This window comes from Rhizobium sp. 01T417 (assembly GCF_056398905.1).
On sequence record NZ_JBFTQH010000001.1, the window covers coordinates 309,434 to 322,475 of the forward strand.

General features: G+C 59.0%; 14 protein-coding genes. 6 read left to right on the forward strand and 8 right to left on the reverse strand.

The features are described 5' to 3' along the window. Positions 1-159 precede the first annotated feature (159 nt). A complete protein-coding gene (mgtE, locus tag AC1DPR_RS01495; RefSeq protein ID WP_018854955.1) occupies positions 160-1,572 on the forward strand; it encodes a magnesium transporter in 1,413 nt (470 codons plus the stop codon). A gap of 77 nt (positions 1,573-1,649) precedes the next feature. Continuing rightward, positions 1,650-2,042, forward strand: a complete 393-nt coding sequence (locus AC1DPR_RS01500; RefSeq protein ID WP_016554043.1) for a MerR family transcriptional regulator — start codon at positions 1,650-1,652, stop codon at positions 2,040-2,042. On the opposite strand, the gene AC1DPR_RS01505 is transcribed toward AC1DPR_RS01500, so the two are convergent. Then, positions 2,043-3,029 carry a heparan-alpha-glucosaminide N-acetyltransferase gene (locus tag AC1DPR_RS01505; RefSeq protein ID WP_477815647.1) on the reverse strand — a complete coding sequence of 329 codons (987 nt, stop codon included), beginning with the start codon at positions 3,027-3,029 and terminating at the stop codon, positions 2,043-2,045. Beyond that, the gene (locus tag AC1DPR_RS01510) at positions 3,030-3,794 is read right to left on the reverse strand and encodes a DUF599 domain-containing protein (RefSeq protein WP_477815712.1); all 765 of its coding nucleotides are present in this window, start codon (positions 3,792-3,794) and stop codon (positions 3,030-3,032) included. A 185-nt stretch (positions 3,795-3,979) separates the two neighbouring features. Between AC1DPR_RS01510 and AC1DPR_RS01515 the strand changes: the two genes are divergently transcribed. After that, complete coding sequence (locus tag AC1DPR_RS01515) at positions 3,980-5,386, forward strand: L-serine ammonia-lyase (protein ID WP_477815648.1); 1,407 nt, start codon at positions 3,980-3,982, stop codon at positions 5,384-5,386. 59 nt (positions 5,387-5,445) lie between these two features. Beyond that, positions 5,446-5,883, forward strand: a complete 438-nt coding sequence (locus AC1DPR_RS01520; RefSeq protein ID WP_016554039.1) for a DUF1489 family protein — start codon at positions 5,446-5,448, stop codon at positions 5,881-5,883. Positions 5,884-5,888: 5 nt separating this feature from the next. On the opposite strand, the gene AC1DPR_RS01525 is transcribed toward AC1DPR_RS01520, so the two are convergent. The 6 genes from AC1DPR_RS01525 to AC1DPR_RS01550 all read right to left on the reverse strand — a co-directional run bounded on the left by AC1DPR_RS01525 (position 5,889) and on the right by AC1DPR_RS01550 (position 11,442). After that, positions 5,889-6,167, reverse strand: coding sequence for a hypothetical protein (locus AC1DPR_RS01525; RefSeq protein ID WP_112660185.1), 279 nt, complete (start codon positions 6,165-6,167; stop codon positions 5,889-5,891). Positions 6,168-6,277: 110 nt separating this feature from the next. Next, positions 6,278-7,747, reverse strand: a complete 1,470-nt coding sequence (locus tag AC1DPR_RS01530; RefSeq protein ID WP_026371490.1) for a D-alanyl-D-alanine carboxypeptidase — start codon at positions 7,745-7,747, stop codon at positions 6,278-6,280. A gap of 117 nt (positions 7,748-7,864) precedes the next feature. Beyond that, positions 7,865-8,614, reverse strand: coding sequence for a hypothetical protein (locus tag AC1DPR_RS01535; protein WP_113470438.1), 750 nt, complete (start codon positions 8,612-8,614; stop codon positions 7,865-7,867). Positions 8,615-8,850: 236 nt separating this feature from the next. Next, a complete protein-coding gene (locus AC1DPR_RS01540) occupies positions 8,851-9,456 on the reverse strand; it encodes a transglutaminase-like cysteine peptidase (RefSeq protein WP_169680293.1) in 606 nt (201 codons plus the stop codon). A gap of 645 nt (positions 9,457-10,101) precedes the next feature. Continuing rightward, on the reverse strand, positions 10,102-10,713 hold the full coding sequence (locus tag AC1DPR_RS01545) for a PilZ domain-containing protein (protein ID WP_018854964.1): 612 nt from the start codon (positions 10,711-10,713) through the stop codon (positions 10,102-10,104). A gap of 90 nt (positions 10,714-10,803) precedes the next feature. Beyond that, complete coding sequence (locus AC1DPR_RS01550; protein ID WP_018854965.1) at positions 10,804-11,442, reverse strand: PAS domain-containing protein; 639 nt, start codon at positions 11,440-11,442, stop codon at positions 10,804-10,806. A 292-nt stretch (positions 11,443-11,734) separates the two neighbouring features. On the opposite strand from AC1DPR_RS01550, the gene AC1DPR_RS01555 reads away from it, so the two are divergent. Both AC1DPR_RS01555 and AC1DPR_RS01560 read left to right on the forward strand, forming a co-directional pair. Then, on the forward strand, positions 11,735-12,493 hold the full coding sequence (locus AC1DPR_RS01555; protein WP_477815649.1) for a rhomboid family intramembrane serine protease: 759 nt from the start codon (positions 11,735-11,737) through the stop codon (positions 12,491-12,493). Positions 12,494-12,596: 103 nt separating this feature from the next. After that, positions 12,597-13,031: a CBS domain-containing protein gene (locus AC1DPR_RS01560; RefSeq protein ID WP_018854967.1), complete on the forward strand. Its 435-nt coding sequence runs from the start codon at positions 12,597-12,599 to the stop codon at positions 13,029-13,031. Positions 13,032-13,042 lie beyond the last annotated feature (11 nt).

Below are 13,042 nucleotides of genomic sequence, written 5' to 3' on the forward strand. Positions count from 1 at the left end.
TTCCTGTTTTGAGATGCGCGGAAACTATCGCTGCGCACGCGCATTGTCATCCACGCGAGGCGTTTGCGGCTGGACGGACTTCAAGCTTTGAGCTAGCACGAAGCTATATAATTCGGCGCTTAGTCATTGAACTTCAAACGGGATGCGAGGGCGGCAACCATGACGAACGACGCAGAAGAGCTCGTCCGCCCGCGTCCAGACAGCGGCGACGCCGACATCTATGATGAAAATGGCAACGTCCGGGGCGATTTCCTGGCGCTGGTCGGCGCCGCGATTGCCGATCGCGACACGATCTTCTTGCGCCAGCACGTCGCCCGCCTGCATGAATCCGAAATAGGCGACCTTCTTGAATCGCTGCAGCCGGACCAGCGGCTCGCGCTTGTTCGCCTTCTCGGCGACGAATTCGACATGACGGCGCTGACCGAGGTCGATGAAACGATTCGCCGCGAGATCGTCGACCAGATGCCGAACGAGCAGATCGCCGCAGCGATTGGTGAACTCGATTCGGACGATGCCGTTTACATTCTCGAGGACCTCGACACTGAGGATCGCGAAGAAATCCTCGCGCAGCTGCCGTTTACCGAACGTGTGAGGCTGCGGCGCGCGCTCGACTATCCGGAAAGCTCGGCCGGCCGTCGTATGCAGACGGAGTTCGTCGCGGTCCCGCCGTTCTGGACGGTCGGGCAAACGATCGACTACATGCGCGACGAGGAAGACCTGCCATACTCGTTCTCGCAGATCTTTGTCATCGACCCGACATTCAAGCTATTGGGCGCCGTCGATCTGGACAAGATCCTGCGGACAAAGCGGCAAACCAAGATCGAATCCATCATGCGGGAGACGAATCATCCGATCCCTGCGGAGATGGACCAGGAAGAGGCCGCCCAGCTTTTCGAACAATACGACCTTCTCTCCGCCGCCGTCGTCGACGAGAACGACAGGCTGGTCGGTGTGCTCACGATCGACGACGTGGTCGACGTCATTCACGAGGAAGCCGACGAAGACATCAAGCGTCTGGGCGGTGTCGGCGACGAAGAGCTGTCGGACAATGTTTTCTCAACCGTCCGCTCTCGCTTTCTCTGGCTCGTGATCAACCTCGGAACGGCCTTGCTGTCTGCAAGCGTCATCGGGTTGTTCGACGAATCGATCGAGAAGATGATTGCGCTTGCGGTGCTGATGCCGATCGTGGCCTCCATGGGCGGCAATGCGGGCACGCAGACGATGACGGTTACCGTCCGCGCGTTGGCGACCGGCGACATTGATATCTACAACGCCGGGCGCATCATCCGCAGGGAGGCGGGGGTCGGCGTCGCCAATGGCGCGCTGTTCTCCGTCATCATGGGGGCCATCGCTGCCACCTGGTTTCACGACTATCAGCTGGGCTTCGTGATCGGCGCCGCGATGATCATCAATCTTTTTGCGGCAGCCCTTGCCGGAATTCTGCTACCGTTGCTCCTGCATAAGGTCGGAGCCGACCCAGCCATTGCGTCGTCAGTTTTTGTCACGACCGTAACCGATTGTACGGGCTTTTTTGCCTTTCTCGGTATCGCTACATGGTGGTTCGGAATTTAGCCGGCTCGAATTTCCGCGCAGAAATTGACTATTACGTAAAAGTCAATATTATTGGCACCCTTAATGGTGGGGAGCCTATGCCGGTCAGCAAGTACTATAGCATAACCGAATTGACGCGCGAGTTTGGAGTGTCGACGCGTACATTGAGGTTCTACGAAGACGAAGGGTTGATCCATCCCGAACGCCGTGGACGCACGCGGTTGTTCCGTCCGGCAGACCGCCGCCTAATCCAGGAAATCCTGCGAGGCCGACGTATCGGCTTCACCATTGCGGAAATCCGCGAGATCATCCAGGTCTACAAGGAGCCGCCTGGCGAGTTGGGCCAGCTGAAGCTCCTGATGAAGCGCGTCGATGAGAAGCGCGAAGACCTGCGCCAGAAGCGCAAGGACATCGACGACACCCTGGCCGAGCTCGACAATATCGAAGAGGCATGCCTCGGTCGTCTGGCCGATATCGGCGTCGGCACCTGACTATTGCGCGTTGGCGCTGCACTCGCTCGCCAACGCCATGATCCGCCCGTCATCCGGCTTGACGGCGCCAGACTGGAATTCCGTGAAGAGCTTTTGTGTCTGCAGCGCATCGAGGGTGCACTGGCAGAAGCTGCGGCATAGCGCTTCACGTTCCTGCATCATGCAGGAGGCATTGCATTGCCTCAGGTAGGTTTCGACCGGGTCCGGCTTAGCGGGCGGAATGATCACGGAAAGTCCGTAGGCAACTGCAATCAGCACCGGCTGATGAATGAGGTAAAAGGCGAGGCTATGACGCCCCGCCCTTGCCGGCAGGCTTGAGCCCGTGCCAAGCTTTGCAAGCCTCTCGGGAAGCCCCGTCCTCATGGCAAGCAGAGCTGTCGTCATGCCAAGCAGGAAGGGCACCGCCCAAGGAAAGATCGGGACATAGTCGTTCGACCGTTGCGGCATCTCTGCCAGGCCGATCCATGCGAGGTAACGCGGATTGAAGATCTGCGAGCGCAACAGGTTGGGCGCGACCCACGTATCCACGACCCATGCCGCGGTAACAGCAGCGGTTGCGGCGATGGTGACAGGCAAGGGCAGACGCAGGAAGGCAAGGCCCAGGAGGCTGAGGACCGCGATGCAATGGAGAATGCCGAAGAATATCCATTCGCCGGGGAAAACAAAGCGCGTCACCACTGAGATCGCAAGCGCCGCGGCAGTGATCATCGCAAACCGCTTCCAGAACGGGCGCCAGCGGATCTCCGGCGTGTTTGCGAGGACCAGGCTGACGCCGACAATGAAAAGGAAGGTCGATGCGATGGCGCGGGCATAGAGCTTCAGCCAGCCGGTTTCTGCCGTGCCTGGGGCGAGGTAGCCCATGAACTCCATATCCCAGGTGAAATGATAGGTCGCCATCGCCAGCAGGGCGACACCGCGCGCTGTGTCCAGCAAGCCAATGCGAGGCGGCTTAACGCTCGCATGTGTTTCCGTCGCTAGAGCGGTCATTCACAATCCCTCGGATGAGTCATTGCCATCGTTCGACGGCTTGGCGCGGGAAATAGGAGAACGGTGGAGATTTGATGGCGGTTGAGCGTCCATGATCGCCAGCCGCGCCTCGGAGAAGAACTGCCGCCTCGTCAGAACGACGATCACGATCGTAGTCGTGAGCATGAAAACATAGGGATTGATGAACCAACCGAGATAACCGATCGAGAGGAAGATGGCGCGCAGCCCCTCGTTGAAATGACCCGCGGCAATGATGTTCATGCGGATGACGCGTTCCGCCGCCCGCTCGGCGGCAATCACATCGTGTTCGCTGTCGCGCATCATCGGGATTGAGCCGAAGAGGATGGTGCAGTAGTTGAAGAGGCGATACGACCAGCCGAATTTGAAAAAGGCGTATCCGAAAAGCGCCGCGAGGCCGCCGACCTTCATTTCAAAGACGGCATGCCCGCTATGAAAGACGAAGGGCAGGTCAGCGAAGACGGCGTCGACTTTCTCCGTTGCCCCCAGCAGAGCAAAGCAGCTGCCGATGGCGAAAATCGACGTCGAGGCGAAGAATGCGGTGCCATTCTGCAGGCCGGCCATGATCTGGGTGTCGATCATCTTCAAATCGCGGCGCAGCGAATTGTAGATCCACTCGCGCCGGCGTTCCCGCATGGCGTGGGTGAGGCTGGTTCGGCCGAAGAAACTCGAGCTTTGCAGCAGGCGCGCATAGCCGAACCAGATCGCTGCAAAGAACACCAGTGCAATGTAATCCGCTGTCGTCATCATTATATTGAATCAGGCTCCCGTCGCCGCGTCACTCTACAGATGCGGTGGCACGCCGCAATGACTAGCAAGTCGCAGCGCTTCGTTTTACAGATGTCGCACGCGTGAAATGCCATGTCGGTCCATCGCCGGGATCGTGGGAGCCGGTAGCGTAGGTTTGCGCAGCAACTATACAGGACGCAGTCATGTTCCTTTCCGTTTTCGACGTCTTCAAGATCGGTGTCGGGCCCTCCAGTTCGCACACGATGGGTCCGATGACTGCAGCCAATCGATTCCTCGATCTGATCCTGTCAAACGACTGGCCGCGCCCGACCTCTGGCGCCCAGGTCGCGTCCATAAAGGTCAGCCTGCACGGCTCACTGGCGCATACAGGGATCGGGCACGGGACCGGCAGGGCCGTCGTCCTCGGCCTGATGGGCGAGCAGCCCGACAGCGTAGATCCAGACAAGATGGACGGGATCATCAGCCAGGTGGAGCGCTCCGGCCGTATCTCGCCGCCGGGGCATCCGAGTTATGGTTTCCAGCCGAAGACCGATCTGATCTTCGACAAGAAGCAGCCGTTGCCGGGCCACGCCAACGGTATGGCGCTTTCCGCCTTCGACAAGGACGGGCGGATGCTGGTCAAGCGCATCTACTATTCAGTCGGCGGCGGCTTCGTCGTGACCGACACCGAGCTCGAGCAGATGCGTGCAAAGAAGAAGACTCCGTCCGATTCGCTCAAGGTTCCCTATCCTTTCTCCTCGGCCAAGCAGATGCTCGACATGGCCGCGCGCTCCGGCCTCTCGATCGCGCAGATGAAGCGTGCCAATGAGGAAACGCAGCGTAGCCGCGAGGAACTGGACGCCGGTCTTGATCGCATCTGGGAAGCAATGCGCTCGTGTATCGAACGCGGGCTCAAGGTCGATGGCATCATGCCGGGCGGGCTGAATGTTCGCCGCCGCGCCCGCGCGATTCACGACAAGCTGCAGGAGGAATGGCGCAGCAACCGCATCAACCCGCTGCTCGCGAACGACTGGCTGAGCGTCTACGCCATGGCCGTCAACGAGGAAAATGCTGCTGGTGGTCGCGTCGTGACCGCTCCGACGAACGGTGCCGCGGGCGTTATCCCGGCGACGATCCGCTATTATGAGCATTTCCACGACGATTGGGACCAGAACGGCATCCGCGATTATCTTCTGACCGCTGCTGCGGTCGGTGGGATCATCAAGCACAACGCCTCGATTTCCGGCGCAGAGGTCGGCTGTCAGGGTGAGGTGGGCTCCGCAGCCGCCATGGCGGCTGCCGGCCTTGCCGCGGTCATGGGCGGGACGCCAGAGCAGATCGAGAACGCCGCCGAAATCGCGCTGGAACACCATCTTGGGATGAGCTGTGATCCAGTCGCGGGTCTCGTGCAGGTTCCCTGCATCGAACGAAATGCCCTCGGCGCGGTCAAGGCAGTTACGGCTGCCTCACTGGCCATCAAGGGCGATGGCAGACACTTCGTTCCGCTCGACGCCTGCATCGAAACCATGCGGCAGACCGGCAACGACATGAGCGAGAAGTACAAGGAGACTTCTACCGGCGGCCTTGCCGTCAACGTCGTGGAATGCTGACTTTGTGAACATGCGACTTGCCGCTTGACGCTGCCCGATAAAAGGATTTGAACGGCGGCATGGCATTGCATCTCATTAAACTGTGTGTGGGCGCGGATTCGATCGACGATCTGCGTGAGTGGGTCGCCGAGCGGTCTCTCAGGGCGATTGCGGCCGGGCTAGAGCCTCATTCCGTGCATACGACGAGGATGGTCCCGAAACGGGTCGAAGAGTTGCTTGACGGCGGTTCGCTCTACTGGGTGATCAAGGGGCAGGTGCAGGCGCGCCAGAAGCTGCTCGATATCCAGACCTTTACCGATGGCGAGGGAATCTCACGTTGCCATCTGGTGCTGGGGCCCGAGGTGATCGAAACGGCAGTCCAGCCGAAGCGTGCGTTCCAGGGCTGGCGCTACTATCCGCAAGATGATGTGCCGCGCGATCTGAATAGCCTTGGAGAAGGAATTGCGGAAATGCCCGCGGACCTTCGCCGCGAGCTTTCCGAACTCGGCCTGCTCTGACTAGCTTAGCGCAGGCGCAACGTTACCGGTGCCCGACCTTCCGGGCAGGTGACGTGAAGGTGGATACTGGTTTCCGCCTGTGAGCAACGCCAGGCCCGCGCGCCGTGGCACAGTAGCAGATTGATCAGGTCCTTGGTCTTTGCCGATTTCGGCTTCTGCCGCTGCAATCCTACCTCTGCCAGTCGCAAAGCCGCTTCATGTAGCGGGTGCAAACCGGCTCGCGGATTTTTGCCGGTCACCCGACCATGTGGCGGAAATTCCGGAACATTCTCGTTGATCGCCATTCTCATCCCCGTACGCATTACAAACCGAGTCTCAGAACTCCGTCGGATCAAACACACGATCACGACGTCTGTGACATGCCGCCCGGTCTAGTGGGCGGCATGTCAGCTGATCATTGGGCCGTAGCCCAGCACTTCACGCCGGCGCGCTTGAGGGCGTTGCAGGCGTTCACAGCAGAACGCTGGTCATCGAAACCGCTGAAGCGAGCACGGTAGCTTCCGGCATTGGCGACTGCGATAGGCTTTGCGGAACGAAGGGACTTGCCACCCTTGTTCTTGGCGCTGTCGAGCAGGTCCATCGCGCCTTCCTTGCTGGAAGAAACGCCAATCTGAACGGCCCAACCGGCCAGCTGCGGTTCCTTGGTCGATGCGGTCGTCAGTTCGTCGACAGACGTATCGCCCTGTTCCGGCGGGACATAGGCAGGAGCAGGTGTGGGCGTAGCAACAGATGCCTGCTTGATCGCCTGGGTCTTGACCTTCGTCGGTGCTGGCATTTCCTGCTGGAGGAGCGGATTGTCGGACTTCGACTTGGCAACGTCGGCATACGCAACCTGCGCGGAGGCCGCTTGATCGCGGGTATCCGGCGTTGGCGCTGTCCGAGGCAGGCTGATTTCAGGTGCAGCCGAAGCGACGCGTGTTTCGGCGACGGGCGCTACCGGTTGTGGCGCGGTCTGGGCGATCAGATCCGAGGAACCACTGCGGCTGGATGCCTTGGGCAGGTAGGCGGCGATCAGCTTGCGCATCTGATTGTCGCGGGCAGGGGTCGAAGCCCCGCCGAGAACAACGCCAACGATCGACTTTCCATCGACCTGAACGGAGCTAACCAGATTAAAACCAGCCGCCCGGGTATAACCCGTCTTGATGCCATCGACGCCGCGCACGGAGCCGACAAGACGGTTGTGGCTACGGATGATGCGATTTCCGAACTTAAAGCTCTGCGTGGAGAAATAGCCGTAATACTGCGGAAAATGCTGGCGAAGTGCGATACCCAGGCGGGCCTGGTCGCGCGCAGTCGTCATCTGGGCGGTATTCGGCAGGCCGTTGGCATTACGATAGGTCGTACGCGTCATACCAAGCGCATGCGCTTTCGCGGTCATCAGCTGGGCGAAACGATCCTCTGTGCCACCAAGCAACTCGCCGAGAGCAGTGGACGCGTCATTGGCCGACAGCGTCACGAGGCCAAGGATTGCCTGTTCGACGGAGATCGTACCACCTGCGCGAACACCGAGCTTCGTCGGCGCCTGGGCGGAAGCGTGGGCGGAAAAGGGCACCGAGGTGTCCAGGCGGATGCGCCCCTGCTCCAATGCTTCGAAGGTCAGGTAGAGCGTCATCATCTTTGTGAGAGAGGCCGGATACTGCAGGCGATCCGCGTTCTCGCTATAGAGAACGTTGCCGGTTTTCGCGTCAACGACGATACCCGCGTATTTTGAGTTGGCGGCCTCCGCATCGGCATCGATCGAGTCGGCCATAATGATACCGGCCGCCAGAGACAGCGCCGTGATCGCTCTTATAAGAATATTGCGGGATCGCGATGGTGATACGGAGGAGACTGACCTTGGCACTATTCTACTCTTCGCTTGCATTTCGGACACTGGAGAGATCGGCCGCCCTCCCGGCGCGATCGTTCTCTCAGCAAATTATCCGTCCGGGGTTACCAATCCGTTTATGATTAATCGTTTCTTTCGCCACATCGGATCATTCTAGCGACCCGGCGCAGAAGCGTTCACAAGTCGCTCTTCCACAAAATGGCGAATAGCGGCATCAATATGGTCCCAATCAGGCAGATGCGTGCTGGAGAACCGGTAAAGCACAGTTAAGTCGCGACCGAGTTTTATGTCACGCTGGCAATCCCCGCTGGTGGCCATTTGACGCGTCGCCGGCAAGGCGCAACGTACGACATAGTCCTGGCCGCCGGCGCGCGGCGCGGTCAACAGAACCTCATCGGCATAGCCCGCGTCTGCGCGCAGGTGATGCAGCGTCATGCCATTGGCAAAGGGGACGCCGTCGCCCTCGACGAGATGCGAGTAGATCGGTTCTAGTCGTCCCGACATATCCCGGGACATAGTGCTTTGGGTGACCTGAAGGAAGATCAGTCCCGACGACTGGGTAACATCGTCGAAACGCTCGTGGTGTTCCTTGCTGTAGCCCTGCATTTCCGGCCAAGTGAGATAGAGGTCCGCCCTTTCGAACAGGCCGTCCTTCCGCTGGCTAGGGAAGCGCAGCGTGTTTTCGGGAAGGCGGAGAGTATCGCGGCCAATCGTCAGGGTTATCGGCGTTATCGCATCGGTATTGCCAGCGAGGGAAATGCGAGCGCCAAACCAGCGACCACCGAAACTGATGGCCAGTGTCAAAGCCGCAAGGCACGCGACAGCGATCGTAAAACGGACGACGAAACGCGTCGAAAGGAGTGGCGACTCCTCAATTTCGCGTGCGGTACCGGTATGGTTCATGGCGGCCTTCGGATGTCAGACCGCCGCGAAAGGAACAAGAGTCGCCGGTGCCGTTGGTTGATGCAGCAATTGTCTGGCTGATACGGTTAACGAACACTTAAGCGCCGCCTTGCGGCAAGAAAAAACGAACCGCTCCCGGGACAGCGGGAGCGGCTCTGTGGCGCCGGTCAGGCACGGGGATGCGGGGGACGACCGGAGCCTTATGGTTACCGCCGGATATTCCCGGCGTTACGCGCTTACTTGACGCTGCCGACCGCCACCGCGCGACCATCCTGCAGCTTGACCCAGCGGCTCGGATCGTTAGCGGACTGACGCTTGAGGTAGGTGTATTCGGTATCGGCCCAAAGCATGACCTTGTTGCGCATGTTATCGAGGATGAAATCGCCGCGGTCCGTGCGGACCGTCAGCACCGCATGGCCTTCGCCATTCGGCTGCAGGACGACGGTGATCAGCAGATCGGAAGGCGAGAAGCCGGCATCGATCAGCATCTTGCGCTTCAGCAGCGCATAGTCTTCGCAATCGCCGGCGGTGCGCGGATAGGCCCAGCGTTCTTCGACACCGTAGATTTCCTTGTCGGTCAACGGCGTGATCGACGAATTGACCTGGTAGTTCGCTTTGAGGATCGTCTTCCAGCGTTCCTCCGTCAGAAGCAACTCGCCTTGATCGCCGTCTGCATTGGCGCACTCGGTAGGCATTTCCTTGCAGAATTGGTAGGCACCGATCGGCGGGCTCGCATTTCCAAGGACCGTCATGTTGAGGGGGCTCGCTTGTCCCAAACCCGCCATCGCGATCAACATTGCACCGACGGCCAGACTGCCTTTGATGAAACTCGTTATTGTCATTTGTCGTGTCCCCGTTGTGAGGAGAACCTGACACAGACATTTTTATTCGACGCAAAATTACGCAGTTAAATTAACGGCTTAGTTTATTCAAACACGCAGAGAAATCGACTAAAAACAAAATCGAATTCGCCTAAAATTCGAAGGGCTTTCGCGCTAAACTTGATTAAAATTGCTCCTTCCTCGGAAAGAGGTTCGGCGTTTAATCGCAGCATTTTGGGACAAGTTATTAACGCAGCGTCCGGATCCGAGGCTTTGGGAGGACTTCATTTACCATCTGCACTGCCGCCGCGATGGTCCGCGCCTAGATCATAATCGCGGTGCTGGCGGTGAAATTCGCCGATTGGCACGTTTCGGCAGCAAAATTATTATCGAGAAATTTTGCGGAAAAGCAGCTGTCGGATCCACGGCCCACGATCGATGAGAACTACTTTGCGGCTAGGCTCTGAAAAATTGCCATGCGCCCGCAAGCGGCTTCTCAAGGTCCAGCTGCCTTTGAGCAGGCGCCGAGTGACCAATCGGCCGGGCTGGGCGGGTGCGGCCGCCGTTGCGTTGATCGAGAGAATGATGTGCAACAGGCCGAGGGATCAAATTCGCGATAAGCGAACATCGAACAGCAGGCACCCGGTCGGCGCGCCTGCGGCACGATTAGAGAAATTCGCGCAGTGTTTCCCGCGACTGGATCGACAGGAATTCGATCGCAACGCCTTCCACGAAATGGCGTACGACGCGGCCGCGCATATTGCCGAGGCGGAGAGGTGTGCCAATGGGCGGACGCACCTCGACATCGACTGCAGCGCCGGAAAGCGACAGGTCCATGATGCGGCAGCTGTAGCGGGCGCCGTCTTCCAGCGTGATTTCGGTTTTCGTCTCGCGCGGCGTCAGGCGGTCGTGACGGCGGTCTTCCGGAAGGCCAAGCTCATGCTTGTTTGCAAGCCAAGTTAGCTGTGCTGCGAGCTTTTCGCGCTTGCGTTCGGTCGCATGGATCGACATGACAAAGCCACGACCATCGATCGTCTGCACATAGCCTTCGACGCGCCCGAGGTGATCGATATAGGCCACCACACGCTCGTTGGCACGAGGGCGGCCCAGGCAAGTCACGTACATGTCGCCCGGCGACATATCGATGACCAGGCACTCAAATTCCTCGTAGTTCGCCAGCATAAGCCGGCCCTGCATGTTGATTGGGACACGTTGAAAGGCACCTTGTTCGAGGCGAGGCGCAGTTCGTTGCGTCTGAACTTGCTGGAACGCGTGCATCAAAGGGCTTCTTCATGAAATACAACCAACCGATCATTACCCGGAATCCCTTAACAGAAGGTTGTTCAGATTCGTCCACTATGCACGCATTCAGTTGTGCCTAACCGAGCCTGGAACGCCGAATTCAGCAAATAGATTGGACATAACGCGTCGCATTGTGTCAGCGATCGACGGGGTACGCTCGTATAGCGGGTGCTCATCTCCGAACTCGGCATCCTTGAGCTCCCTATCGGAGCCAAGCCCTTCGTGCAGTGATCGGATGCGATCGAGAGCGAGGAACTGGAGCGGCACGACTTCCAGCCAGCTTGATGCGACCGCGGGGGCGATAGCCCCCAGAAGTTTGTCGCATTGACACTCGTCCGAGCGAAGCGGCAGGAGGACAATTTCGAAGGAGGCACAATGGCCGGCCGCGGTGAAACCCGTGGCGTTGAGCAGCTCCGGCATCGCGTTGCTCATGAGGCCCGTGGCCATCTGTTCGATGTCGTCCTTCCCATGCGCCCAAAGCTCGGAAAACGGGACCCCACGGAGATCGCGACCAAAGAGATCGCAAATACGGGTTCCGGCAAGGCGGAATGCGATGCGGCCCGAATCACCTGTTTCGAGGAGAAACACGCTCGACAGAATCTGCCGCAAATGCGTTGGCTCGACCTGCGATCTCAACGGCGCAACGTCTTTGCCGCGGATCCGAGTCCAATATTCGAATAGGTCGATCGTCGTTTTGAGACGCATTGCTGCACCGGCTGTTTCATTTTGGATCAAAACACGGCCGTCATGGCCATGCGCTATGATGCTGTGCGTATCTCGTGCCAGCTCGGAGCAGTTAAGGTTAAGGAACGGTTTCGATTGAGCCGCGCATCGCGCCGTGACAATGTCTGTCCATCGCTTCCTGTCTTCGGGAAGTTCAGCACAGACTGTCGGGCGCGGATATCCTCGACGCTCGAAGCCGTCCGGTCTTTGCCGGACGGCTTTTTTTTTGACCTTTCGTCCTGTAAGGCTGTGCCGCAATCAATTGAGGACGAAGATGAACGAGCAGTCGGAGCCGCAAACGGCGATAGAGCCCCCGCCGCCGTCACCCATCTTCAACCTTCCGGGCCCGGTGCTCGCGGCACTTGCGCTGCTGGGGCTGATATATGCGGTTCAATCGCTGCTTCTATCCGGCAGCGGCCTCGACTGGCTGTTCTTCAATTTCGGCTTCATTCCGTTGCGCTACATCACGCCGCTGTCAGAGCAGGGCCCGCAACTTTTCTGGACGCCGATTACCTATTCGCTGCTTCACGCCAGTATAGAGCATATCGTTTTCAACGGGCTGTGGCTCATGGCCTTCGGCACACCGGTGGCGCGCCGGATTGGAACGTTTCGCTTCATCGTTTTCTGGGTGCTCTCGGCAACTGCGTCCGCCGCCTTCCATGCGGCCTTAAATTGGGGAGGGGCCACGCTGCTGATCGGCGCGTCGGGCGTGGTGTCCGGCCTGATGGGCGCTGCCTGCCGCTTTGCGTTCCCGCCTGAACAGCGGATGAGCGGGCCGGCGCATCTTAATCCGCGACTCTCGATGCTGGGAGCGTTTCGCAGCCGCACGGTCGTCGCCTTCATTCTCTTCTGGTTCGTGGGCAATCTCCTGATCGCCGTCGGCGTCCCGTTGATTGGCGACGGATCCCAGGCAATCGCCTGGGACGCCCATATCGGAGGCTTCGTTTTCGGCTTCGTTCTCTTCGGCTTTTTCGACCGGGAGCCACCCGAGCAGCCGCTCATTTCAGAGACATCGGATATATTGCAATCTTGAGCATTGGAGTGCACCATTCCTCCTGATCCGTGATGGGAGGAGAGCCGCCACGGATGCCTGTGATCAGTTGAAGTGTTTCACTTTCGACATAGGAGGTTCAAGAATGTCCAACTCAGTCAAGGCCATACTCGATGCGAAGGGCAGGGATGTCGTAACCGCCGGGCCAAACACGACCGTTGCCGAGGCGGCTGTGATTCTCAGCAAGAAGAAGATCGGCGCTATCGTTATCGTCGGGATGGAAAACAAGATTTCCGGGATTTTCACGGAGCGCGACGTCGTGCACGCGATCGCCAAGGCGGGGGCGGCCTGCCTCGATCAGCCGGTTGGCTCGCTTATGACCGCAAAGGTCTATCGGTGCCATGAAGATTCGACAGTGTATGACCTGATGGGGCTGATGACGAGCCGACGCTTCCGTCACGTTCCTGTCGAAACGAACGGCAAACTTGCCGGTATCATTTCGATTGGTGACGTCGTGAAGACGCGTATTGCTGAAGTCGAACTGGAAGCCGAACAGATCAAGGCCTACATCGCCGGCTGAATGCTTCGCCG